We start from the raw sequence: 23,028 nt of genomic DNA on the forward strand, positions 1-23,028 counted from the left end.
TGTCGTCCGAGGACGGCGGTCACCGCTGCAGCGTCAGCCAGATCGCACCGTAAGCAGGCAGCGTCACCTCCGCCGACGCCGGGCGCCCGTGCCAGGAGCGTGCCGTGGCCGTCACGGCACCGAGGTTGCCGATGCCGTTGCCCTGGTAAGCCGTCGAATCCGTGTTGAGGATCTCCGACCACTGTCCTGTTTCGGGTAGTCCGACACGATAGTCCGAATGGGTCGATCCGGAGAAGTTGAACAAGCACGCCACGACCGAACCGTCGCTCCCGTGCCGGAGGAAACTCAGCACGTTGTTCGCCGAGTCGTTGGCGTCGATCCACGAGTACCCGCTCGGTGAGGTGTCCAGCGTCCAGAGGGCGGGGTGTTCCCGGTAGATCCGGTTGAGGTCGGTGACGAGCTGGTGGACGCCCTGGTGCAGCGGCCCGTTGTGCGGATCGTCGAGCTGCCACCAGTCCAGGCCCCGTTCCTCGGACCACTCCGCGGTCTGGCCGAACTCCTGTCCCATGAACAGCAGTTGCTTGCCGGGGTGCGCCCACATGTATGCGAGCAGTCCGCGCAGGCCGGCGGCCTGTTCCCGGTCGCCGCCCGGCATCCGGGTCCAGAGCGTGCCCTTGCCGTGCACGACCTCGTCGTGGCTGATGGGCAGGACGAAGTTCTCACTCCAGGCGTACACCAGGGAGAAGGTGATCTCGTGGTGGTGGTACGTGCGATGCACCGGGTCCCGGCCGATGTATCCGAGAGTGTCGTGCATCCAGCCCATGTTCCATTTCATGGAGAACCCGAGACCGCCCGCATGGGTCGGCCGGGTGACGCCGGGCCAGGCCGTGGACTCCTCGGCGACCGTGACGACGCCGGGGTGGAGCTTGTGCACGGTCGCGTTCATCTCCTGCAGGAAGGCCACCGCTTCGAGATTCTCCCGGCCGCCGTACACGTTGGGGGTCCAGCCGCCCTCGGGCCGCGAGTAGTCGAGGTAGAGCATCGAGGCGACCGCGTCGACGCGCAGGCCGTCGATGTGGAACTCGTCGATCCAGTACAGCGCGTTGGCGACGAGGAAGTTGCGCACCTCCCGGCGACCGAAGTCGAACACGTACGTGCCCCAGTCCAGCTGTTCGCCGCGGTGCGGATCCGGATGTTCGTAGAGGGCGCTGCCGTCGAACCGGGCCAGCGCCCACTCGTCCTTCGGGAAGTGGGCGGGCACCCAGTCCACGATCACGCCGATGCCGGCGGCGTGCAGCCGGTCGACGAACGCACGGAACTCGTCGGGCGTGCCGAATCGCGCAGTGGGTGCGTAGTACGACGTGACCTGGTAGCCCCACGAGCCGCCGAAGGGGTGCTCGGCGACCGGCAGCAGCTCGACATGGGTGAAACCGGCCGCCGCGACGTACTCGGCGAGCTGGTCGGCCAGCTCGCGGTACCCGAGACCGGGCCGCCACGAGCCGAGGTGCACCTCGTAGACGCTCATCGGCTCCTGCCACGGGCGGGATTCGGCCCGGGCGGCGAGCCAGGCGTCGTCGCCCCACTCGTAGCTGCTCCGGTGCACCACCGAGGCCGTCGCCGGGGGTACCTCGGTGGCGAACGCCATCGGGTCGGCCTTGTCCTGGACCGAGCCGTCGCGGCCGTGGATCCGGAACTTGTACAGCGCACCCGGCTCCACGTCGGGCAGGAACAGTTCCCACACGCCGCTGGAACCGAGGACCCGCATCGGCGCGAGCCGGCCGCCCCAGCCGTCGAAGTCGCCGACGACCGTGACGCCCCGCGCGCCGGGCGCCCACACCGCGAACGACGTGCCCCGGACCGGGCCGTCGGGGGTCTCGTACGAACGCTGATGCGCCCCGAGGATCTCCCACAGCCGCTCGTGCCGGCCCTCGGCGAACAGGTGCAGGTCCAACTCCCCGAGCGTGGGCAGGAAGCGGTACGGGTCCGCGACGACGACGGTGTGCTCGAACGGGTAGGTCACCACGAGGCGGTAGTCCGACAGGTCGTGCACCGGGACGAGCGCGCTGAAGACATCGTGACCGAGGGGCTCGAGGGGATGATCGATGCCGCCGATGCGCACCGCCACCTTCTCCGCCTGCGGGCGCAGAGCCCGGATGATCGTGCCTTCGGGGTGTGGATGGGCGCCGAGCACCGAGTGCGGATCGTGGTGCTCGCCGGCCGTCAGCCGGGCCAGGTCGTGCGGGCTGGGGGAGTGGCGACGAATCGGGGGCACGGTCACGAGTTCCTCCTGTAGGCGAGGGTGGTTCGCGTCGGCACCCCGATCGGCGGCAACGCCAGAATGTGCGCGACGGCGCGCCAGGGTTCGAGCCGGACGAAGTTGGCCTGACCCCACGAGTACTGCGCGCCGGACACCTCGTCGAACACCGTGAGCTGGTCGTGCCATTCGTGACCGAGCGCCGGCATGTCCAGCCAGATGGTGCCCTGCTCGGCCCCGAAGGGATTGAGGTTGATCACGGCGAGGACCGAATCCCCGGTCCGGGGATCGAATTTCGAATACGCGATCAGGGCGTCGTTGTCGATGTGGTGGAAGTGGATGTTGCGCAGCTGCTGCAGAGCCGGGTGGGCCCGCCGGATGCGGTTGAGCGTGGCGATCCACGGCTCGAGCGATTCACCGCGACGGCGGGCCTCGTCGAACCGTCGCGGACGTAGCTGGTACTTCTCCGAGTCGAGATACTCCTCGCTGCCCGGTCGCAGCGGGATGTGCTCGTAGAGTTCGTAACCGGAGTACACCCCCCACGACGGTGCGAGCGTGGCGGCCAGTGCCGCGCGCAGCGCGAACATCCCGGGGCCGCCGTGCTGCAGGGTCTCGTGGAGGATGTCGGGGGTGTTGACGAACAGGTTCGGACGCGCCTCGTCCGCCTTCGCCGCGATCTCCTGGCCGAACTCGGTCAGCTCCCACTTGGCGACGCGCCACGTGAAGTACGTGTAGGACTGCGTGAACCCGCGTCGGGCGAGCCCGTACATGCGGGCGGGCCGGGTGAACGCCTCGGACAGGAACAGCACGTCGGGGTCGGTGCGCTTGACCTCGGCGATCAGCCACTCCCAGAAGTTCGGTGGCTTGGTGTGCGGGTTGTCGACGCGGAAGATCTTGACGCCGAAGCTGATCCAGTGCCGCACCACGCGCAGTACCTCGGCGTAGATGCCGTCCGGATCGTTGTCGAAGTTGACCGGATAGATGTCCTGGTACTTCTTGGGCGGGTTCTCCGCATAGGCGATCGTGCCGTCCGGCAGGACCGTGAACCACTCGGGGTGCTCCTTCGCCCACGGGTGGTCCGGGGCGCACTGCAACGCCAGGTCGAGAGCGACCTCGAGATCCAGTTCGCGCGCACGGGCGACGAAGGCGCGGAAGTCGTCCTCCGTGCCGAGCTGGGGGTGGATCGCGTCGTGGCCGCCCTCGTCGGAACCGATGGCCCAGGGCGAGCCCACGTCGTCCGGGCCGGCGGTGAGGGTGTTGTTCGGTCCCTTCCGGTTGATCTTGCCGATGGGATGGATGGGCGGCAGATACACCACGTCGAATCCCATCGCGGCGACCCGCGGCAGCTCCGCCGCGGCGGTGGCGAAGGTGCCGTGCCGGGGTGTGCCGTCCTCGTTCCAGCCGCCCGTCGAGCGGGGAAAGAATTCGTACCAGGAACCGAACAGTGCCCGTTCCCGGTCGACGACGGCGGTGTATGCCTTCCCGCGGGTGACCAGCTCGCGCAGGGGATTGGCCCGCAGGATCTCGGTGATGTCGGCGGCGAAGGCGGGCGCGATCCGGTCGGCCAGCGGCCGCTCCGAACGCAGCGCCGCGGCGACGGCGAGCAGGGCCGGCCGGTTGGGGCGCGGCGCGGTCTTGGCGGCCTTCTCGAACAGCCGGGCGCCGATCTCGATGTCGTTCGCCAGGTCTTCCGGGCCCTGCCCGGCGGCGACCTTCGCGTCCACCGCGTGCCGCCACGTGGTGACCGGGTCGCTCCAGGCCTCGACGCGGTAGGTCCACAGTCCCGGACTGGTGGGGGTGAATACGGCGTGGAAGGTGTCGGGTGCTTCGCCGGGAACCATCGGAATCCGGATCAGCTTTCCCTCGCTTTCCGGGTCCGAGCCCGGCCCGCGCACGGCCAGGGTGGCGGCGACGGCGTCGTGACCCTCGCGCCACACGACCGCCGACACGGGAAGCACCTCCCCGACGACGGCCTTGACCGGATGTCGCCCGCCCGAGATGTCGGGACGGACATCGTCGATGCCGAGCCGTCCTGTTGCGCTGGCTCCGATTCGACCTGTCACGCTCGCTCCGTTCCGTCTGTCACGCTGGCTCCGTTCCCTTGCACGGACTGCTGACGAGCCCGTCGGACGCGGCCCGTCTCCAACCGTAATGGAGGGGCGCACCGCCGTCCCCTCGTGCGACGCGTAACGTCGCCGGAGCTCCCAGACAGCTGTTACCCGGCGCCGACGCGACTAAACGGGAGGGGCATCGGCGCCCTCGTCCGAGTCCTGCCGCCGACACGAACCGCCCCTTCGAGGCGCGGCACGGAAACGTCCCCGGCCTGTTCGCCGGACACCCGGCCCGGCCGCCGGACGTCTGCCGCATTTGCCGGTCTTCGCGGACGGCGGATTGTCGGTAGTCTTCCCGGGGTGAGAGCCTTGCGTCGGTTCACCGTACGAGCCCACCTTCCCCAGCGGCTGGCCGGGCTGGGCCCGCTCGCCGTCAACCTGCGCTGGTCGTGGCACACACCCACGCAGGACCTGTTCGCCTCGATCGATCCCGGCCTGTGGCGTCGCGTCGAGCAGGACCCGGTGCGGATGCTCGGCGAAGTGCCGCCGGCCCGTCTCGACGCGCTCGCCGCGGACGAGGAGTTCCTCGCACGGCTCGACGCCGAGTCGGCCGATCTCGACGACTATCTCGCGAGACCGCGCTGGTACCAGCACGAACAGAACGAGGGCACCCGGCTGCCGTCCGGCATCGCCTACTTCTCCATGGAGTTCGGTGTTTCCGAGGTCCTGCCGAACTACTCCGGCGGACTCGGCATCCTGGCCGGTGACCACCTCAAGGCGGCCTCGGACCTCGGACTGCCGCTCATCGGTGTCGGCCTGCTCTACCGTTCCGGCTACTTCCGGCAGTCCCTGACCGCCGACGGATGGCAGAGCGAGCACTACCCGAACTACGACCCGCAGGGGCTGCCGTTGCGGCTGCTGACCGAGGCGGACGGCACCCCCGCGCTGATCCAGGCCGCGATGCCCGGCCATCGCACCCTCACCGCCCGAGTGTGGATCGCCCAGGTCGGTCGCGTTCCGTTGCTGCTGCTCGACTCGGACATCGCCGAGAACGACGAGGAACTGCGCGGGGTTACCGACCGTCTCTACGGCGGCGACCAGGACCATCGCATCAAGCAGGAGATCCTGGCCGGGGTCGGCGGAGTACGCGCCGTCCGGGCCTACACCCGCATCGCGGGACTGCCCGATCCCGAGGTGTTCCACATGAACGAGGGACACGCCGGGTTCCTGGGTGCCGAACGCATTCGCGAACTGGTCACGGGCGCCGGTCTGGACTTCGACGAGGCGCTCGCCGCCGTACGCGCCGGCACCGTCTTCACCACCCACACCCCGGTGCCCGCGGGCATCGACCGGTTCCCGGCGGAACTCGTCCGGCACTACTTCTCCGGGCCGAACGGCGAGAACGAGTCGGCGCTGCTGCCCGGCCTGGGAGTGGACCGCATCCTCGCCCTCGGCCGGGAATCGGACTCGCGGGTGTTCAACATGGCTCATCTCGGTCTGCGGCTCGGCCAGCGCTGCAACGGCGTGTCGAAGCTGCACGGCCGGGTCAGCCGCGAGATGTTCGTCGACCTGTGGCCCGGCTTCGACGCAGGCGAAGTCCCGATCGGGTCGGTGACCAACGGCGTGCACGCGCACACGTGGGCCGCCCGGGAGTGGCTCGAGTTCGCCAACCGCCTCGCCGGTCCCGACCGGGTGGAGGAAGCCAAGGGCTGGGAACTGCTGCAGACGGTCGAACCGCGCGAGCTGTGGGTCACCCGTAACACGTTGCGTGCGCAACTGGTGGAGGAGATCCGCCGGCGGCTGCGCCGGTCCTGGCTCCAGCGCGGCGCCACCGAGGCCGAACTCGGCTGGGTGGACGGGGTGTTCGACCCGCACGTTCTCACCGTCGGGTTCGCGCGCCGGGTGCCGACCTACAAGCGGCTCACCCTGATGCTGCGCGACCCGGAACGACTGCGGGCCCTGCTGCTCGACGAGGACCGTCCCGTGCAACTCGTCGTCGCCGGCAAGAGTCACCCCGCCGACGACGGCGGGAAGGCACTGATCCAGCAGGTGGTGCGGTTCGCCGATGCGGCCGACGTGCGTCACCGCATCGTCTTCCTGCCGGACTACGACATGTCCATGGCCCGGTATCTCTACTGGGGCTGCGACGTGTGGCTGAACAATCCGCTGCGTCCGCTCGAGGCATGCGGGACGTCCGGGATGAAGTCGGCTCTCAACGGCGGGCTCAACCTCTCCATCCGCGACGGCTGGTGGGACGAGATGTACGACGGTGAGAACGGCTGGGCCATCCCCACCGCGGACGGGGTGATGGACGAACATCGCCGGGACGATCTCGAGGCCAGCGCCCTGTACGAGTTGCTCGAGCGGTCGGTCCTGCCGCGGTTCTACGACCGGGACGGCAGCGGTGTACCCAGGCGATGGATCGAAATGGTGCGGCACACGCTCCAGAACCTCGGTCCGAAGGTGCTCGCCTCCCGCATGGTCCGGGACTACACCGTGCAGTACTACGCGCCGGCCGCTGCCGCCGCACGCGAGGCGGTCGCCGACGGCTTCGCCGGGGCGCGGCAGCTCGCCCACTACCGGCGCCGCGCCGAGGCCGCATGGCCGGCCGTGCGGGTGGCCCAGGTCGACAGCGCCGGACTGCCGGACATCCCGGAGATCGGGTCCAAGCTGGCCCTGACCGCCCACGTGTACCTCGGTGGTCTCCGTGCCGGCGACGTGGTCGTGCAGGCGGTCGTCGGCCGGGTCGGACCCGACGACACCCTGTCCGACGTGGTGACGGTGCCGATGCGGCACACGGGCACGGATCCGCTGGGCGAGGTCTTCGAGGTCGAGGTCGCGCTGCCGATGGCCGGGTCGGTCGGCTACACGGTGCGGGTGCTTCCGCACCACGAGCTGCTCGCGTCGGACGTCGAACTCGGCAAGGTCGTGCTCGCCTAGCTGGTCCTCAGCTCGGGGTTCGGGGGCCGCTCGCGTCGAGCAGGACGCGTGCGGCGTCGCGGGCCTGCCGGGCGACGGCGGGGGAACCGGAGATCGCCGCCGTCGCCATGGCCCCGTTGGCCAGGATCGCCAGCTGGTCGCCCAGTGCCGGGGGGCTACCCGCGTCCGCGACGAGTCCGCGCAGGTAGCGCCGGAACGCGTCCTTGTGCGCGCGGGCGATCTCGGCGACGTCGCCGGAGATGCCGCCGAGTTCGCCGAACGTGTTGATGAACGTGCAGCCGCGGAAGTCGCTGCAGGCGAACCATTCCTCGAGAAAGTCGAACACCGCGAGAACCCGCTCGCGCGGATCGGCGCGGGCGTCGACATACCGGCGCAGATCCGTCAGCACGGTGTGATCACGCCGGGTCAGTACGGCCGCCACGAGCCGGTCCTTGGCGGGGTAGAGCTGATAGAGCCGCTTGAGCGACACCCCGGAGCGGGACCGGATCGTGTCCATGCCGACGGCCTGGATGCCGTGCTCGTTGAACAGTTCCTCGGCGGCATCGAGCAGCCGGGTCTGCGCGGTGTCCGCGTCCATCGAGCCCCTCCTCTTGCGTAGAGAACCATCGTTCTCTACGCTACACCCCGTACTGGAGAACGATCGTTCTCCGACCGATCCGAGGAGGACTCATGTCCGCTTCCGCCGTCCGTCACCGCACCGAAACCATCGACGGGCTCGACGTCTCCTACCGCGAGGCCGGGGACCCGGGCGCCCCCGCACTCGTTCTGCTGCACGGCTTCCCGTCCAGCTCGCACATGTTCCGGCATCTGCTCGGCGAGCTCGCCGACGAGTATCACCTCGTCGCCCCCGACCACATCGGCTTCGGGCGATCGGCGATGCCCCCTGTCCACGAGTTCGACTACAGCTTCGACCGTCTCGCGCAGGTCACCGCCGCGCTGCTCGACCGGATCGGGCTGACCCGCTTCGCCCTCTACCTCCACGACTACGGCGCCCCGATCGGCCTGCGGATCGCGGCCGGGAACCCCGAGCGCGTCACCGCGCTGATCACCCAGAGCGGCAACGCCTACCGCGAAGGGTTCACCCCGTTCTGGGAGCCCCTCTTCGCCCATGCGCAGGACCGCACCGCCCACGAACCCGCCGTCCGTGCCCTCCTCGAGCCGGAGGCGACCCGGTGGCAGTACGTCCACGGCGTGCCCGAGGACCGCCTCGACCGGGTCGCCCCGGAAGCCTGGCTGCTCGACCAGATGGGCCTCGATCGACCCGGCAACAAGGAGATCCAGCTCCAGTTGTTCTGGGACTACCAGTTCAACCTCGACGCGTACCCGGCGTTCCAGGAGTACTTCCGCGCCTGGCGGCCGCCGACCCTGGTGACGTGGGGTCGGGGCGACGAAATCTTCGGTCCCGCGGGTGCGGAAGCATTCGCCCGCGACCTCCCCGATGCGGAGATCCACCTGCTCGACGCAGGCCACTTCGCCCTCGAGACGCACGGGCCGGAGATCGCGAACCTCGTCCGCGGATTCCTGGGACGCACTCTGCCCGGACGCACCCCCGAGGCGGAAGGAGCCTGGTCGGATGCCCGCGCTGCTCGATGATGCACCGGACGGGTCCGGCCGTGCTCTGGCGGCCGCCCTCGCGCCGGGGGCGGTCGCGCTCGGCGCGGCCGGCGCGCTCGCCGCCCTCGAGAATTTCGCACACTGGGCGGTGTTCGGGCTGCCGTACGTCGCGTCCGCAGCCCTCATCGCTCTCGCACCCGGCACCCCGGCCGCCCGGCCCGGAGCGATCGTGCGCGCCTACCCCGCGGCCGCGGCCGCGGCGCTCGTCGTCGCGGCCGTTGCCGGTCCGTCGCAGGCCGGAGCCGCCGTCTCGGCGGGCCTCGCGGTCGTCGCCATGGCGCTGCTGCGGGCGCCGCACGTGCCCGCCGCCGTGTGTGCCGGCGCGATCGGGCTCACTGACCCGGGGATCGGCTACGTGGGAACCACGCTGGTCCCGGCGCTCCTCGTCGTCCTCGGCGTCGCGACCGTGGCCGGGCGGGTACTGCCCGGATTCGTCTATCCGGCGCGGGTCGCCCCTGCCGCCTGACCGGGACGGTCGCCGTCGCTGTGCGCACATGCTCGCTTCGAGGTATGGGACCGCGCCGCCGTGGGTATACACCGGATGCGTCCGACCGAGGACGCATCGAAATTCGAGGAGGAGGATGCACTCGCGACACGCCTCTCAGGCGTTCACATCGACCGGGATGTTCTACCGTGGGGTCCGCGCCGAGCCGGGCCAGGTGACGATGCTCCGGCAGGCCCTGGACCGGTGGCTGGACCGCCTCCACCTCGAGGCCGAACTCGGACAGGACGTGCTGCTCGCCAGCTACGAAGCGCTGGCCAACGTCGTCGAGCACGCGTACGCCGACGGACCCGGAGATCACCGCGGTGCGGTCGACCTGGAGGCCGTGTACCGACCCGACGAGCACTCCGTCGAGGTGGTCGTCACCGATCACGGCCGATGGCGGACCCCGGCGTCCGGCGACAGTTGCCGCGGCCATGGGCTCGCGCTGATCCGGACTCTGACGTCGCACACCGATGTCGTCTCCGTCCCCGACGGCACCTCGGTCTCGATGAGGTGGGACGTGGCGGATCACCCCGCGCTCGTCGCGGCACCGTGACCCGAGAGTGCGCGGCACCGTGACCCGAGAGTGCGCGGCACCGTGACCCGAGAGTGCGCGGCACCGTGACCCGAGAGTGCGCGGCACCGTGACCCGACAGTGACGGATCACCGGCTTCCGGAAGCGCCCCCCTGCGGCGCTGTCCGGAAGCCGGCGATCCGGTCGGAGACCACCGACGCCGGGAGAACGTCGGTGGTCAGCTTCTGGGGCCGCGCCGGCTCGACGCCCATCCCGGGCGCCGCCGGGTCGCGGCGGGTGTGCGGTCGACGCGTGTGTGGTCGTCCGCGAACATCGCGTCGATACGAGCCTTGATCTCGGCCGTGCTCATCGCCGAACCCGGGATGGTGCTCCGGTGGGCGAGGTGATCGGGGTGGTTCATCGGTTCCTTGCTCGGGTGGGCTCGGCAGAGCCGGTCGGATCGGGTGGTCAGGGGCGGATCATCAGGGCCGCGCCCGCGACCGTCGCGACCGTGAGGAGCGCCGCCAGGGCGCCGAGGGCGAGAGAATGGCTGATTGCGACGACGAGCCCGCACGAGAGGGTGCCCGCGCCGGCGACGATCGCCGGCACCGAGAGCAGCGGCGAGCCATCGGCGGGGGTGGCGGAAGGGGCGACGTGAACCATGGGTGTTCCTTCTTCGCGGATCGTGTCCAGGAGGTACACCGACGTGGAACGACGAGCAGCCGACGTGTCGCGGTGTTCTCCCGAGAACTTGTCCACACGATTCGTGGAGAGCGAGAGGGGGAGCACCGGGGGTCGGGGCGGCTCCGATTAGAGCGTCGCCGGGATCTGGGGCGGACGCTCTGTGTATCAGGATATGTCATGTGACCCGAACGGCGCCAGCCGATCACTGTGATGTATGTCACTATTTGTGGGTACTGATGAAGGGACCGCAGCGTGTTCGACCAGGACGAATTCATGGCGGTACTGTCTCGATTCGCGCGCCGGCTGCCCACCTCCTACGACGTCGGGGCAGCGCTCGACGAACTCGTCGACGGAGTGACCGGCGTTCTGGGCCTCCTCGGTTGCGGGGTGAGCCTGCAGTGCGAGGGCCGGCTGCAGTTCGTCACCGCGGCCGCGGAGGTGGTCGGGAAGATGGAACGCTGCCAGGAGGACACCGGCGTGGGACCGTGCCGGTACGCGTTCGATCGTGGCGAACCCATCGCGGTCGCCGACGTGCGGCAACGCCAGGACCTGTGGCCGGAGTTCGCAGAGAAGGCGCGCGAGTACGGGATCGCGGCGGTGGCTGGGATCCCGATGCAGCTCGCGGACGAGAAGATCGGCGCCCTCGACATGTACGCGGGCGAACCACGCGACTGGGCGGGTCGTGAGATCGCGGCGGCGCAGGTGTGTGCCGACATGGCCACCGGTTACATCGTCAACGCCAACAAGCTTCGGCAGCACGAGCAGTTGAACGCGCAACTGCAGACCGCTCTCGATTCGCGCATCGTCATCGAACAGGCGAAGGGCGTCATCGCGCAGGCCCGGAAAATCACCCCGGACGAGGCGTTCCGGCTGATCCGCGGCCACGCCCGCAGGAATCAGGCGCCCGTGCGGTCGGTCGCCAAAGCCATCGTCGACGTAGGTCTGCGGGTCTGAATGCCGCGCCGCGGCGGCGGCGCCGGTTCTCACACCGGGCGGACGTTCTCCGCCTGAGGTCCCTTCACGCCCAGCCCGACCTCGAACTCCACGCGCTGGCCCTCCGTCAGCGAGCGGAAGCCCGTGCCGGCGATCTCCGAGTAGTGGACGAAGATGTCGGGACCACCTCCGTCCTGGGCGATGAACCCGAACCCCTTCTCCTCGTCGAACCACTTGACGACGCCCTGTGGCATATCCGAAAGCCCCCTGTCCCTGCGGCCTTCGAATCCGGCCGCTGCGCCTGCTTCGATGCTGCCGCGAAACAGCCGGAAATTCCGGGAATCCCGGGAACGAATCGGGGAACCGACGCGTCGCGGCTCGGTCAGCCGCGCAGCCGGGTGAGCGCCTTGCGCACCACCTCGGGGTCCGCGGTCTCCCAGAACGGTGGCAGCGACGCGCGCAGGTATCCGCCGTACCGGGCGGTCGCCAGGCGGGGATCGAGCACCGCCACGACCCCCCGGTCATCCGTGCTGCGCAGCAGCCGCCCGACGCCCTGCGCGAGCAGCAACGCCGCATGGGTGGCCGCCACCGACAGGAAGCCGTTGCCCCCGCGCGCCTCCACGGCCCGTTGCCGCGCCACCAGCAGCGGGTCGTCCGGCCGCGGGAACGGAATCCGGTCCAGGATCACGAGCGAGAGCGACGGCCCCGGGACGTCCACGCCCTGCCACAGCGACAGAGTCCCGAACAGTGACGTCGGTTCGTCGGCCGCGAACTTGTCCACCAAGGCGCCGGTTGCGTCCTCGCCCTGGCACAGGACGGGTGTGTCCAGACGCTCCCGCATCGCCTCCGCGGCCGCCTTCGCGGCGCGCATCGACGAGAAGAGTCCGAGCGTGCGCCCGCCGGCCGCGGCGACCAGCTCCGCGATCTCGTCCAGGTACGCGGGGGAGAGCCCGTCGCGGCCCGGCGGCGGCAGGTGCCTGGCGACGTACAGGATGCCGGACTTGGCGTGGTCGAACGGTGATCCCACATCCAGGGAGTTCCACCGCAGGTCCCCGTCGTCGGACGGCGGTTCGGTCCCCGACGCTGCGCCCGTGTCGCTGCGGGCCGGCGACTCCGGGGGCAGCCCCCAGTTGACGGCGAGCGCGTCGAACGAACCGCCGACCGTCAACGTCGCCGAGGTCAGCACGACCGTCGCCTCGGCGAACAGCCGGGAGCGCAGCAGTCCGCCGACGGACAGCGGCGCCATCCGCACCGTGTGCCGAGTGTTGCCGCGGAACTCGTCGGCGGCATGCCAGACGACGTCCCGACGCGCGGCGGGATCGGTCTCCTCGAAGGCGGTCAGCACCCGCACCGCGCAGTCGTGCACCTCGTCGACGTCCGCGAGCGCCTGGTTGCGGGCGGCGGCGGCCTCGGCGTCGAGCCCCGGCTTGGGCGGACCCAGTGCGGTGCGCACGGCCCACGCCGCGTCCCGGATCGCGGCCAGCGCCGCGCCCGCACCGTCGGGCAACTCGTCCCACCGTCCCGGCGGCAGCTCCTCGAGCAGCGCCTCCCAGTTCTCCGCGGCCCCCTCGAGACGGTCCACGTCCGCGTCCTCGACCAATTTCACGCAGCGCCGCGCAGCTGCCGAGACGGTGCCGCCGGACAATTCGGCCGTCGCGACGCCGGTGACGCGGTCCACGAGTTCGTGCGCCTCGTCGACCACCACCACGTCGTGCTCGGGGAGGATCGACAGCCCGCTGATCGCGTCGATCGCCAGCAGGGCGTGGTTGGTGACGACAACGTCGACCTGCCCGGCCTCGGCCCGGGCGATCTCCGCGAAGCAGTCCTCACCGACCGGGCACCGCGACTTGCCCAGGCACTCGCGTGCGCTCACACTCACCTGACGCCACGCCTGGTCCGACACGCCCGGCACGAGGTCGTCGCGGTCGCCGGTGTCGGTCGTCGACGACCACTCCGTGACCCGCCGCACCTCCCGGCCGATCCGCGACAGCGCGAACGCATCGAACAACTGGTCGTCGGCCGGGGGCTCCTCCGCCAGACCGGTGTGAATCTTGTTCAGGCACAGGTAGTTACCGCGGCCCTTGAGAATCGCGAACCGGGGACGCCGACCCAGCGCCGTCGCCAGCGCGTCGGCCAATCGCGGCAGGTCCCGGTCCACCAGCTGACGCTGCAGCGCGATCGTCGCGGTGGAGACCACCACGGTCCGGCCCGTCTGCACCGCATACCGCACCGCCGGCACGAGATAGGCCAGCGACTTACCGGTGCCGGTGCCGGCCTGGACGGCCAGGTGCTCACCGGTGTCCAGCGAATGCGCCACGGCCGACGCCATCGTCAGCTGGTTGCGCCGTTCCTTGCCGCCCAGCGCGTGCACCGCGGTGCGCAGCAGGTCGGGCACATTCGGGAGTTCGGGCACCGCGCCAGGGTACTGGGCACCACCGTCAGCTTCGCGGGCCGACCTGTCCGACCAGGTCCACACCCGCCGCCTGGAGCGACGAGAGGGCCGACTCGACGGTCGTCGCGCTCACCCCCGCGGTGTACGGCAGCAGCACCCGGGTCTCGAACCCCGCGGCCGCCGCATCGAGCGCGGTCGCCCGCACGCAGTGATCGGTCGCGATGCCCACGATGTCGACCTCGGTGACGCCGTGCCGGCGCAACCACTCGTCGAGCGACTCGCCCGTGTCGTGACTGCCCTCGAAGCCCGAGTACGCGGCCTCGAACCTCCCCTTGGAGAAGACCGCCTCCACGCGGGCGGTGTCGAGCGCCGGATGGAACTCCGCACCCGGCGTTCCCACGCGGCAGTGCGGTGGCCACGAGTCGACGAAGTCCGGCTCGTCGGAGAAGTGCGCACCCGGATCGACGTGGTGATCCCGGGTGGCGACCACGTGCGCGTAGTCCCGCGCGTGCGCCGTCAGATACCGGCTGATATCGGCGGCGACCGCGGCACCGCCGGCCACGGCCAGCGACCCGCCCTCGCAGAAGTCGTTCTGTACGTCGACGACGATCAACGCCCGCGACATCGTCCTCACCTCACGAATCGGGTCGGCACCGCCGCGTCACCCGCCGACAGGGTCAGACCCTCCCAGGGAAGACTGATCAGCCCGTGGGCGAGCAACGCCCGGCTCTCCTCCAGCGTAGCCACGTCGTCGACGCGCTCGCCGTCACAGATCAGAGGAACCATCAGCTCGTGCACCACCTCGCCGTCGCCCTCCGGGACCGGGGCGTCCGCCGGGTAGATCACCTCTTCCACCAACGTGCCGGTCGGGCGCGCGAACCGCACCGCCCGCTTGGCGCCGCCCCGGGACTCCTTGTGGGCACTGCGCTTCTCCACCGGAATGCCGTCGACCTCGACCAGCTTGTAGACCATCCCGGCCGTCGGCGCGCCCGACCCGGTCACCAGCGACGTACCCACGCCGTACACGTCGACCGGCTCGGCGCGCAGACCCGCGATCGCGTACTCGTCCAGGTCACCCGACAACACGATCTTCGTGTTCGTCGCGCCCAGCTCGTCGAGCTGATCGCGCACCTGCCGGGCCAGCACGCCGAGATCACCCGAATCGATCCGGACGGCCCCGAGGCCGGTGCCGGCCACCTCGACGGCCGTGCGCACCCCGTTGGTGATGTCGTACGTGTCCACCAGGAGCGTGGTTCCCACCCCGAGCGTCTCGACCTGACTGCGGAACGCCGCCGCCTCGTCGCGACCCGCACCCGTCGTGTGCACCAACGTGAACGCGTGCGCCGCAGTACCCGTGCCCGGCACCCCGTACCGGCGTACCGCCTCGAGATTCGACGTCGCATCGAAGCCCGCCAGATACGCGGCCCGCGCACACGCGACCGCCGCCTCCTCGTGGGTGCGGCGCGACCCCATCTCGATCAGTGTGCGGCCGTCCGCGGCGCTGACCATCCGGGCCGCCGCCGAGGCCACCGCGCTGTCGTGGTTGAGGATCGACAGGATCAACGTCTCGAGCAGCACGCACTCGGCGAACGTGCCGCGCACCGCGAGCACCGGCGAACCGGGAAAGTAGAAGTCGCCCTCGCGGTAGCCCTCGATGTCGCCGGAGAACCGGTAGTCCCGCAGCCACTCCACGGTCGACGCGTCGAGGAATCGTCCCGCGACCGCGAGTTCCTCCTCGCCGAAGCGGAACGTCCCGAGCGCATCGATCAGCCGGCCGGTCCCACCGACCACGCCGTACCGGCGCCCGGGCGGCAGACGCCTCGCGAACACCTCGAACGTGCAAGGGCGGGAACCGGTGCCGTCCGCAAGGGCAGCCTCGAGCATCGTCAGCTCGTAGACGTCCGTGAACAGGGCGGTGCTCGCCGTCGCGGTCGGTCGGAGAAGGGAATCGGGCACCCGATCACTGTAGAGGGGCACGGTGGGATGCCGCTGTATCGGCAGGCGCGGACGCCGTACCCTGGAGCCATGGCGATGTGTTCCTCGACAAGCCCGTTCGACACCGCCCCCACGGATCCGTCCGACGCAGTCATCGTGGCTTCGTTCCCCACGGTCACCCTGGCGGCAGGGCAGGCAATGCCGGCGGAAGCCGAAGCCGTCGAGGAGATCGAAGCCGTCGACCGGCCCTGGGTCACCGTCGTGTGGGACGACCCGGTCAACCTGATGCACTACGTGGCGTACATCTTCCAGAAGCTGTTCGGGTACAGCAAGGCCAAAGCCACCGAACTGATGCTCAAGGTGCACAACGAAGGCAAGGCGGTCGTCTCGAGCGGTTCGCGTGACAAGATGGAACACGACGTGCAACGCCTGCACGCCGCGGGGCTGTGGGCGACGATGCAGCGGGCCGAGTGACCGGCCGCCCGTTCGCCGACAATTCCGACCGCGGAGCCAGGAGGAGCCGACCGACGTGCGGCAGTGGAGCAGGAAGAACTCGCTCGGAGGCGTGAAGCTGCGATCCGAGATGGACGCACACGAGGCGTCGGTGCTGCGTTCGCTCGTCGCATCCGTACTCGGCATGCTCGAAGAACGCGCCGCCGGCGCACCCCAGGACGACCTCGCCGCGCTCACCGGCCTGCGCACCGGCAACTCCGCCCCGCCGGACGTCCCCGCCCTGCGACGGTTGCTGCCCGACTTCCACCGGCCCGACGCCGACGCCACCGTGCATCCCGACGACGAATCGGCCGACCTCAACGGCGCCCTGCGCAGCCTGCACGAACCCGACATCATCGACGCCAAGCTCGCCGCCGGAGCCGTCATCCTGCGCACCGTCCCCGAATCGGGCGGGAAGGTGGTGCTCACCCCCGAACAGGCCGATGCCTGGCTGTACGGGCTCAACGACCTGCGGCTCGCGCTCGGCACCACCCTCGGCATCGACGACGACACCCCCGAGGCGCTCGACGAAGACGACCCGCGTGCCCCCCACCTCGACGTCTACCACTGGCTGACCTGGATGCAGGACTCCCTCGTCCAGGCGCTGATGCCGTGACGGCCGCGCCCGGACCCACCGACTCGCTCACCGACGTCGCCGGCATCCGCGTGGGGCACTGGCACGCCCTCGACGCCGAGGTCACCCTCGGCTCCGACGACACCTACGGCACGGGACGGGCCACCGGATGCACCGTCGTCGTCCCCGACCGCGCCGTCACGGCCGCCGTCGACGTCCGCGGCGGCGGTCCCGGCACCCGGGAAACCGACCTGCTCGACCCCAGCCACTCCGTGCAGCGCGTCGACGCCGTGCTCCTCACCGGCGGCAGCGCCTACGGTCTCGCCGCCGCCGACGGCGTGATGCGGTGGCTCGAGGAACAGGGACGCGGCATCGCGATGGGGCCGCCGGGCGCCGTCGTGCCCATCGTGCCCGGCGCAGTCGTCTTCGACCTGCCCGTGGGGGCATGGACCGCCCGCCCCACCGCCGACAGCGGATACCGGGCCGCCGCGGCGGCCGGCACGACCGTCGCGCGCGGCACCGTCGGCGCCGGGGTCGGTGCACGCGCCGGCACCCTCAAGGGCGGCATCGGCACCGCGAGCCTGACCCTGACCGACGGCCCCGCCGCCGGCGTCACCGTCGCCGCCCTCGTCGTCGCCAACCCCGTCGGGGCCGTGTTCGATCCCGAGACGGGCCTGCCGTGGGGCCTCGGGCCCACCCGGGCCGCCCGGCTCGGACTCGTCGCCCCGGCCGCCACCGAGATCGCCGCCGCCAACGCCCTCACACCGAAGGGCACCGCCCTCAACACCACCATCGGCGTCGTCGCCACCGATGCCGACCTGACCGCCGCCGCCTGCCGCCGCGTCGCCGTCGCCGGGCACGACGGACTCGCGCGGGCCGTCCGCCCCGCGCACTCGCCGCTCGACGGCGACACCCTCTTCGCCCTGGCCACCGGGACCGCGACGGTGCCCGCGCCGGCGCGCCCGATCCCCGACGCCTTCGCCCCCGAACTACCCGTGCTGGCCGCCGTGTGCGAGGTGGCCGCCGAGGTCGTCCAGCATGCCGTCGTCGACGCGGTGCTGCACGCGACCGCGGTCGCGGGCATCCCCGCCTACCGCGACCTGTTCCCGTCCGCCTTCACGACCGGGGGCGCCACGTCGCGCTGACGGGCTCAGCCCGGCGCACCCTCCGGCACACGCTTCATCTGGTCACCGCAACAGATCTCCGAATGCGCCATCTCCTCGTTGCACGGGCACGACTTCTCGTAGACGAGCTGCGCACCGCACTTCTCGCAGGCGTAGCGATCTCCGACGCTTCTGGGCACGACTGCCTCCCCGGGTGGACGGTGAGTTCCACGGTAGCCACCGCACCGCCGGAATACTGCGCTTTCCCGGGGCTCGCGCCCGGTGCCGAGCGGGGCGCACGCCGGTAGGCTCGAAGGCCAGGAACACCACGCAGGACACACGCGAAGGGCGAGCGCATGACCGTACCCGACGGTTCCCGTCCCGGGCTCCGGCCCGTCTGGCAGCGCGCCGCGCTCCTGATCGCCGGATTCGTCGCCCTGCTCTACGCAATCGAGGCCGTCGACGCCGCCGCGCCCGCCGAACTCGACTCCGCGGGCATCGAACCGAGAAGCGCCGACGGACTGTGGGGAGTGGTGTTCGCCCCCGTGCTCCACGCCGACTGGGCGCACCTGAGCGCCAACACCATTCCGCTGCTCGTGCTCGGATTCCTCGTGCTCGTCTCCGGGATCGGCCGCGGTCTGGCCGCCACCGCGATCATCTGGATCGTCGGGGGACTCGGTACCTGGCTCACCGCCGGTGCCGGCTTCGTGCACATCGGTGCGTCGATCCTCGTCTTCGGCTGGCTCACCTACCTGATCACGCGCGGCATCTTCACCCGGCAGGCGAACCAGATCGTCATCGGCGTGATCGTGCTGTTCGTCTACGGCAGCATCCTGTGGGGCGTGCTGCCCAGCGACCCGCGGGTCTCCTGGCAGGGACACCTCTTCGGCGCCGTGGGCGGCGTTCTGGCCGCGTGGCTGCTCTCCGCCGACGAGCGTCGCCGGCGGCGTTCGCCGGCCGTGCCGACCTCGCCGTACCGGTGAGACGCACCCCCTCCCGGCAACTGACCGATCGGTAGGATCACAGCGTCGGCGCGACTGTGACATCTCTCGATCAATACCCGTGTTGGCTTCGTCGCAACCACAGGGACGTGGCAGCATGAGCCCCATGCGCATGACCGTCCTGGGGTGTTCCGGCAGCGTGGCCGGTCCGGATTCCGCCGCGTCGGGCTACCTGATCACCGCCCCGGGCACCCCGCCCCTGGTGATCGACTTCGGCCCCGGGGTCCTCGGGGCATTGCAGCGGTACGCCGATCCCGGCGAGGTCTCGCTGTTGCTCTCGCACCTGCACGCCGACCACTGCCTCGACATCCCGGGCCTGCTCGTCTGGCGGCGCTACTCCCCGAACCGCCCCACCGGACGCACCCTCGTCTACGGCCCCTCGGACACCAGCGTCCGCATCGGAGCCGCCTCCGCCGAGATCGCCGGCGAGATGGACGACGTCAGCGACACCCTGGACGTGCGTCCCCTCGCCGACGGAGAAGCCTTCCGCTTCGGCGCACTCACCATCCGCCCCGGCCGGGTCGACCACCCGCCCGAGGCATACGGATTCCGCATCACCAGCGACTCCGGACGCACCGTCGTCTACACCGGCGACACCGGCATGTGCGACGAGGTCGTCGACCTCGCGCGCGGTGCCGACGTCCTGCTGTCCGAAGCCTCCTGGACCCATGCGCCCGACGACCGGCCCGGCGGCATCCACCTCTCCGGCACCGAAGCCGGCCTGGTCGCCGCGCGTGCCGGGGTGGGGGAGTTGCTGCTCACCCACATCCCGCCGTGGACCTCGCGCGAGGACGTCATCGCCGAAGCCAAGGAGCAGTATTCCGGGCCCGTCCACGCGGTGTCCGCCGGGGACGTCTACCGCATCTAATAGGCTCGTCCGGGTGACCACACGAGAAGACGGCAGAGCGGACGACGAACTCCGCCCCATCCGGATCACCCGAGGATTCACCAACCACCCCGCGGGCTCGGTGCTCGTGGAATTCGGCCAGACCCGCGTCATGTGCACGGCCAGCGTCGAAGAAGGCGTACCACGCTGGCGCAAGGGTTCCGGTCTCGGCTGGCTCACCGCCGAATACGCGATGCTCCCCGCCGCCACACACACCCGCAGCGGCCGCGAATCCGTCAAAGGCAAGCTCGGCGGGCGCACCCAGGAGATCAGCCGCCTCGTCGGCCGCGCCCTGCGCACCTGCATCGACCTCGCCGCGCTCGGCGAGAACACCATCGCCATCGACTGCGACGTCCTGCAGGCCGACGGCGGCACCCGCACCGCCGCCATCACCGGCGCCTACGTCGCGCTCGCCGACGCCGTCACGTGGCTCAGCGCTGCGGGCCGCCTCACCGACCCGCAGCCCATCTCGTGCGCCATCGCCGCCGTGAGCGTCGGCGTCGTCGACGGCCGCGTCCGTCTCGACCTGCCCTACGAGGAGGACGTGCGCGCCGAGGTCGACATGAACGTCATCGCCACCGACACCGGCACCCTCGTCGAGGTCCAGGGCACCGGCGAAGGTGCGACGTTCGCCCGCTCCACCCTCGACAAGATGCTCGACTCCGCGCTCGCCGGCATCGCCGAACTGTGCGAGATCCAGAAGCAGGCGCTCGAAGCGCCCTACCCGGGCACGCTCCCGCAGCCCGTGACACCCGAGCGCACCCGGAAGAAGTTCGGTGTCTGAGATGGTGCGGGTGCTCGTGGCGAGTCGCAACGCGAAGAAGCTGCGCGAGCTGCAGCGCGTCCTCGACTCCGCCGGGATCGCCGGGATCGACCTCGTCGGCCTCGACGCGGTGCCGCCCTACGACGAGGCGCCCGAGACCGGCGCGACGTTCGAGGAGAACGCGGCCGCCAAGGCGCGCGACGGCGCAGCCGCGACCGGAATGGCTTGCGTCGCAGACGATTCCGGTCTCGAAGTCGATGCCCTCAACGCGATGCCCGGGGTGCTGTCCGCGCGCTGGTCGGGACGGCACGGCGACGACCACGCCAACACCGAACTGCTGCTCGGGCAGCTGCAGGACGTCCCCGACGAGCGACGCGGGGCGGCGTTCGTCTCCGCCTGCGCCCTCGCCGTCCCCGGTGACGACGGCGAGATCGCGGTGCACGTCGTGCGCGGGGAGTGGCGCGGCGCCATCGTCCACAGCCCCCGAGGCGCCAACGGGTTCGGCTACGACCCGGTGTTCCGGCCGGAAGGCGAGGACCGCACCGCAGCCGAACTCAGCGCCGAGGAGAAGGACGCGTCGTCGCACCGCGGGCGGGCGCTGGCACAGCTCGTGCCGGACCTCGCCGCGCTCGCGCGCTAGACCGCCGCACCGAGCCGAGGATTCGAGCGCTGAGGATTCGAAGGCTGGGATTCGAGGGCTGGGGATTCGAGCGGATAAACGGAATCCGCCCACGCCGTGGCGTGGGCGGATTCCGGTCGATCGCGTGGATGTGGGCCGGCGTCAGACGCCGAAATCGGCCTTGACCTGTTTCGTGCGCTGGTGCTCGACGAAGAACGACAGGAACGGGATCGTCCCGGCGAGGAGGGTGCCGATCGTGCGGCCCGCGGGCCAGCGCACCTTGATCGCCAGGTCGAGCGTGAGCACGAGATACACCGCGTAGACCCAGCCGTGGACCACGGCGATCCAGCCGGGAACGTTCTCGACCTTCAGGATGTACTTCGCGACCATCTCGCCGGTGAGCACGAGCAGCCACACGCCGGTGATCCACGCGAGCGCGCGATACCGGGTCAGAGCCGAGGCGATCTTCTTCCGGTCGGCTTCCGGGCGGGACTGCGGCGTGGTCGAACCGCTCGTCTGGTCGGGTGCCTGCTCGGGGGTCGTGCTCACTGAGCGCTCCTATCGGACCTGCGCGCCAGCTGCGCGAGGTAATCGTTGTACTCCAGCATCTGCCGGGCCTCCGGGTCGTCCGGATCGACGTCCGCGTTCGGATCGAACTGCGCGCGGGGCCGCTGGGGGAGGAGATCCTCGGGAATCTCGGTGGGTTCCTTCGGTTCCGACGCGCGCGGCGCCCCCGTGGCCTGACTCTCGGCGTCCTCGGTCTCGAGCTTCACGAACCGGCGATAGGCGTACACGCAGAAGAAGGCGAACGCGGGCCACTGCAGTGCGTAGCCGAGGTTCTGGAACGTGCCGCCCACGGCCTCGAACCGGGTCCACTGCCAGAAGCCGAGACCGAGGCAGCCGGCCGCGGCGACCGTCACCAGTACGACGAGGGCAAGGCGACGCGGCGGGCGGTTCTCGGACACGCCCTCAAAAGTACCCGAGCGGCCCCCCGACCTGCCAAGAGCGGTCGGGGGCCGTGGGAGAGGTCACGTAGTGCGCGAGGGGGGACTTGAACCCCCACGTCCGAAGACACGGCGTCCTAAGCGCCGCGCGTCTGCCTGTTCCGCCACTCGCGCGTACCAGCGTCACTTTACGCGATCACATCGGTGCTTCTTCGCTCGACCTATAGGGCTCCGAAGCGCTTTCTCCCTGCCCACGTCGGCGTTTGACTGTGGCAGTTGGGGCACAGGAATCGGATGTTCTCCGGACGGGAGTCGTTCGGATTCCCATCGATGTGATCGACATGGAGCGTGATCGGATAATCGCACCACTGATCCCCGAGGCCGCATCTCTCGCACTTGTACGCGCGGCCGGACTCGACGAGGGCGCGGCGGAGCAGAGGCGGTTTCTGTCGGGGAGCGCCGGTCGGTTTGCGGACGAGAACCTCCTTCCATTCGAGACGGTTCAGCGCACGCCCACCCCTGGTGTGCGCCGATCCAGTGAAGTGTGACGTGTCGATGCCCAGCTTCTTGATCCGCCGGCTCAGGTGGTGGTGCGAACCCCCGCTCGGAACGAGACCGAGGTAGCGCATGACCCCCGCCACGCTCGTCGAGCTTCGGACCGCTTCCTCGAGAATTTCCAATGTGTGCTTCGTCGACCGCCCCATCATCCCCCCCCGTATCGAATGTGTGTTCGATTCGAAGACTGTATCCGGCGGTTCTGACAAAACGCGGAAAACGCTCTCATGCACGCGTTTCGCGGCCCGTCAAGATGGTAACGATTGTGTAACGATAAACGTGAGGGATTCCTCAGGTTGATGGACGTCCTCGTAGCCGCGCAGCCTGCGCCGACTCTCCCTACCGGTGAG

The 23,028-nt window shown here is 70.4% G+C and carries 25 protein-coding genes and 1 tRNA gene; 12 read left to right on the plus strand and 14 right to left on the minus strand.

Annotated features, from left to right (window positions below; translation table 11 throughout):
- Nucleotides 1-19: 19 nt before the first annotated feature.
- The gene (gene glgB / locus LZP97_RS04440; RefSeq protein ID WP_010596741.1) at nucleotides 20-2,218 is read right to left on the minus strand and encodes a 1,4-alpha-glucan branching protein GlgB; all 2,199 of its coding nucleotides are present in this window, start codon (nucleotides 2,216-2,218) and stop codon (nucleotides 20-22) included.
- On the minus strand, nucleotides 2,215-4,257 hold the full coding sequence (locus LZP97_RS04445; protein ID WP_010596742.1) for an alpha-1,4-glucan--maltose-1-phosphate maltosyltransferase: 2,043 nt from the start codon (nucleotides 4,255-4,257) through the stop codon (nucleotides 2,215-2,217). The genes glgB and LZP97_RS04445 overlap by 4 nt, the downstream gene beginning before the upstream one ends.
- Before the next feature lie 348 nt (nucleotides 4,258-4,605).
- On the opposite strand from LZP97_RS04445, the gene glgP reads away from it, so the two are divergent.
- Nucleotides 4,606-7,185, plus strand: coding sequence for an alpha-glucan family phosphorylase (glgP, locus tag LZP97_RS04450; RefSeq protein WP_026137841.1), 2,580 nt, complete (start codon nucleotides 4,606-4,608; stop codon nucleotides 7,183-7,185).
- Between the two features lie 7 nt (nucleotides 7,186-7,192).
- On the opposite strand, the gene LZP97_RS04455 is transcribed toward glgP, so the two are convergent.
- Entirely contained in the window at nucleotides 7,193-7,762 is a 570-nt protein-coding gene (locus tag LZP97_RS04455) for a TetR/AcrR family transcriptional regulator (protein ID WP_010596745.1), read from the minus strand.
- Nucleotides 7,763-7,854: 92 nt separating this feature from the next.
- Between LZP97_RS04455 and LZP97_RS04460 the strand changes: the two genes are divergently transcribed.
- The 3 genes from LZP97_RS04460 (at nucleotide 7,855) to LZP97_RS04470 (ending at nucleotide 9,839) form a co-directional block, all read left to right on the plus strand.
- On the plus strand, nucleotides 7,855-8,778 hold the full coding sequence (locus LZP97_RS04460) for an alpha/beta fold hydrolase (protein ID WP_040271604.1): 924 nt from the start codon (nucleotides 7,855-7,857) through the stop codon (nucleotides 8,776-8,778).
- Nucleotides 8,759-9,265: an HPP family protein gene (locus LZP97_RS04465; protein ID WP_017681057.1), complete on the plus strand. Its 507-nt coding sequence runs from the start codon at nucleotides 8,759-8,761 to the stop codon at nucleotides 9,263-9,265. Before LZP97_RS04460 ends, LZP97_RS04465 begins: the two co-directional genes overlap by 20 nt.
- Before the next feature lie 115 nt (nucleotides 9,266-9,380).
- Complete coding sequence (locus LZP97_RS04470; protein ID WP_010596748.1) at nucleotides 9,381-9,839, plus strand: ATP-binding protein; 459 nt, start codon at nucleotides 9,381-9,383, stop codon at nucleotides 9,837-9,839.
- 196 nt (nucleotides 9,840-10,035) lie between these two features.
- Here the strand turns inward: LZP97_RS04470 and LZP97_RS04475 are convergent, their stop codons facing one another.
- Nucleotides 10,036-10,218, minus strand: coding sequence for a hypothetical protein (locus LZP97_RS04475; protein ID WP_040271606.1), 183 nt, complete (start codon nucleotides 10,216-10,218; stop codon nucleotides 10,036-10,038).
- 47 nt (nucleotides 10,219-10,265) lie between these two features.
- Nucleotides 10,266-10,460: a hypothetical protein gene (locus tag LZP97_RS04480; RefSeq protein ID WP_225223441.1), complete on the minus strand. Its 195-nt coding sequence runs from the start codon at nucleotides 10,458-10,460 to the stop codon at nucleotides 10,266-10,268.
- A gap of 273 nt (nucleotides 10,461-10,733) precedes the next feature.
- Here LZP97_RS04480 and LZP97_RS04485 point away from each other — a divergent pair, with 273 nt between their 5' ends.
- The gene (locus LZP97_RS04485; protein WP_048773900.1) at nucleotides 10,734-11,435 is read left to right on the plus strand and encodes a GAF and ANTAR domain-containing protein; all 702 of its coding nucleotides are present in this window, start codon (nucleotides 10,734-10,736) and stop codon (nucleotides 11,433-11,435) included.
- A gap of 29 nt (nucleotides 11,436-11,464) precedes the next feature.
- Here LZP97_RS04485 and LZP97_RS04490 read toward each other — a convergent pair whose 3' ends face one another.
- The 4 genes from LZP97_RS04490 to LZP97_RS04505 form a co-directional block, all read right to left on the minus strand.
- The gene (locus LZP97_RS04490) at nucleotides 11,465-11,668 is read right to left on the minus strand and encodes a cold-shock protein (protein ID WP_040271610.1); all 204 of its coding nucleotides are present in this window, start codon (nucleotides 11,666-11,668) and stop codon (nucleotides 11,465-11,467) included.
- A 128-nt stretch (nucleotides 11,669-11,796) separates the two neighbouring features.
- Nucleotides 11,797-13,827, minus strand: a complete 2,031-nt coding sequence (locus tag LZP97_RS04495) for an ATP-dependent DNA helicase (RefSeq protein WP_040271612.1) — start codon at nucleotides 13,825-13,827, stop codon at nucleotides 11,797-11,799.
- Between the two features lie 25 nt (nucleotides 13,828-13,852).
- Nucleotides 13,853-14,431 (minus strand): isochorismatase family protein, encoded by a 579-nt coding sequence (locus LZP97_RS04500; protein WP_017681063.1) that lies wholly within the window; start codon nucleotides 14,429-14,431, stop codon nucleotides 13,853-13,855.
- A 5-nt stretch (nucleotides 14,432-14,436) separates the two neighbouring features.
- Nucleotides 14,437-15,783 carry a nicotinate phosphoribosyltransferase gene (locus LZP97_RS04505; RefSeq protein ID WP_010596755.1) on the minus strand — a complete coding sequence of 449 codons (1,347 nt, stop codon included), beginning with the start codon at nucleotides 15,781-15,783 and terminating at the stop codon, nucleotides 14,437-14,439.
- A gap of 48 nt (nucleotides 15,784-15,831) precedes the next feature.
- Here LZP97_RS04505 and clpS point away from each other — a divergent pair, with 48 nt between their 5' ends.
- From clpS to LZP97_RS04520, 3 genes are read left to right on the plus strand one after another with little or no spacing between them, the layout of a single operon-like run.
- Nucleotides 15,832-16,215 carry an ATP-dependent Clp protease adapter ClpS gene (gene clpS, locus LZP97_RS04510; RefSeq protein WP_017681065.1) on the plus strand — a complete coding sequence of 128 codons (384 nt, stop codon included), beginning with the start codon at nucleotides 15,832-15,834 and terminating at the stop codon, nucleotides 16,213-16,215.
- A 55-nt stretch (nucleotides 16,216-16,270) separates the two neighbouring features.
- On the plus strand, nucleotides 16,271-16,849 hold the full coding sequence (aosR, locus tag LZP97_RS04515; protein WP_010596757.1) for an oxidative stress transcriptional regulator AosR: 579 nt from the start codon (nucleotides 16,271-16,273) through the stop codon (nucleotides 16,847-16,849).
- On the plus strand, nucleotides 16,846-17,952 hold the full coding sequence (locus LZP97_RS04520; RefSeq protein ID WP_040271615.1) for a P1 family peptidase: 1,107 nt from the start codon (nucleotides 16,846-16,848) through the stop codon (nucleotides 17,950-17,952). Before aosR ends, LZP97_RS04520 begins: the two co-directional genes overlap by 4 nt.
- Before the next feature lie 5 nt (nucleotides 17,953-17,957).
- Here LZP97_RS04520 and LZP97_RS04525 read toward each other — a convergent pair whose 3' ends face one another.
- Nucleotides 17,958-18,110: a hypothetical protein gene (locus LZP97_RS04525; RefSeq protein WP_010596760.1), complete on the minus strand. Its 153-nt coding sequence runs from the start codon at nucleotides 18,108-18,110 to the stop codon at nucleotides 17,958-17,960.
- Nucleotides 18,111-18,266: 156 nt separating this feature from the next.
- On the opposite strand from LZP97_RS04525, the gene LZP97_RS04530 reads away from it, so the two are divergent.
- The 4 genes from LZP97_RS04530 (at nucleotide 18,267) to rdgB (ending at nucleotide 21,200) form a co-directional block, all read left to right on the plus strand.
- Nucleotides 18,267-18,893, plus strand: a complete 627-nt coding sequence (locus LZP97_RS04530; protein WP_010596761.1) for a rhomboid family intramembrane serine protease — start codon at nucleotides 18,267-18,269, stop codon at nucleotides 18,891-18,893.
- A 124-nt stretch (nucleotides 18,894-19,017) separates the two neighbouring features.
- Nucleotides 19,018-19,779, plus strand: coding sequence for a cyclic nucleotide-degrading phosphodiesterase (locus LZP97_RS04535; RefSeq protein ID WP_010596762.1), 762 nt, complete (start codon nucleotides 19,018-19,020; stop codon nucleotides 19,777-19,779).
- Between the two features lie 13 nt (nucleotides 19,780-19,792).
- The gene (rph, locus tag LZP97_RS04540) at nucleotides 19,793-20,581 is read left to right on the plus strand and encodes a ribonuclease PH (RefSeq protein WP_040271620.1); all 789 of its coding nucleotides are present in this window, start codon (nucleotides 19,793-19,795) and stop codon (nucleotides 20,579-20,581) included.
- Nucleotide 20,582: 1 nt separating this feature from the next.
- A complete protein-coding gene (gene rdgB, locus LZP97_RS04545) occupies nucleotides 20,583-21,200 on the plus strand; it encodes an RdgB/HAM1 family non-canonical purine NTP pyrophosphatase (RefSeq protein ID WP_010596764.1) in 618 nt (205 codons plus the stop codon).
- 141 nt (nucleotides 21,201-21,341) lie between these two features.
- On the opposite strand, the gene LZP97_RS04550 is transcribed toward rdgB, so the two are convergent.
- From LZP97_RS04550 to LZP97_RS04565, 4 genes are all read right to left on the minus strand, one after another.
- The gene (locus LZP97_RS04550; protein ID WP_010596765.1) at nucleotides 21,342-21,728 is read right to left on the minus strand and encodes a DUF3817 domain-containing protein; all 387 of its coding nucleotides are present in this window, start codon (nucleotides 21,726-21,728) and stop codon (nucleotides 21,342-21,344) included.
- Entirely contained in the window at nucleotides 21,725-22,144 is a 420-nt protein-coding gene (locus LZP97_RS04555; RefSeq protein ID WP_010596766.1) for a hypothetical protein, read from the minus strand. The genes LZP97_RS04550 and LZP97_RS04555 overlap by 4 nt, the downstream gene beginning before the upstream one ends.
- 71 nt (nucleotides 22,145-22,215) lie before the next feature.
- Nucleotides 22,216-22,297, minus strand: a tRNA-Leu gene (locus LZP97_RS04560).
- Between the two features lie 47 nt (nucleotides 22,298-22,344).
- Nucleotides 22,345-22,827 (minus strand): HNH endonuclease signature motif containing protein, encoded by a 483-nt coding sequence (locus LZP97_RS04565; protein ID WP_040271622.1) that lies wholly within the window; start codon nucleotides 22,825-22,827, stop codon nucleotides 22,345-22,347.
- Nucleotides 22,828-23,028: the final 201 nt, after the last annotated feature.

The sequence above is a fragment of the Rhodococcus sp. DMF-1 genome (assembly GCF_021441945.1).
GTDB lineage: Bacteria > Actinomycetota > Actinomycetes > Mycobacteriales > Mycobacteriaceae > Rhodococcus > Rhodococcus ruber.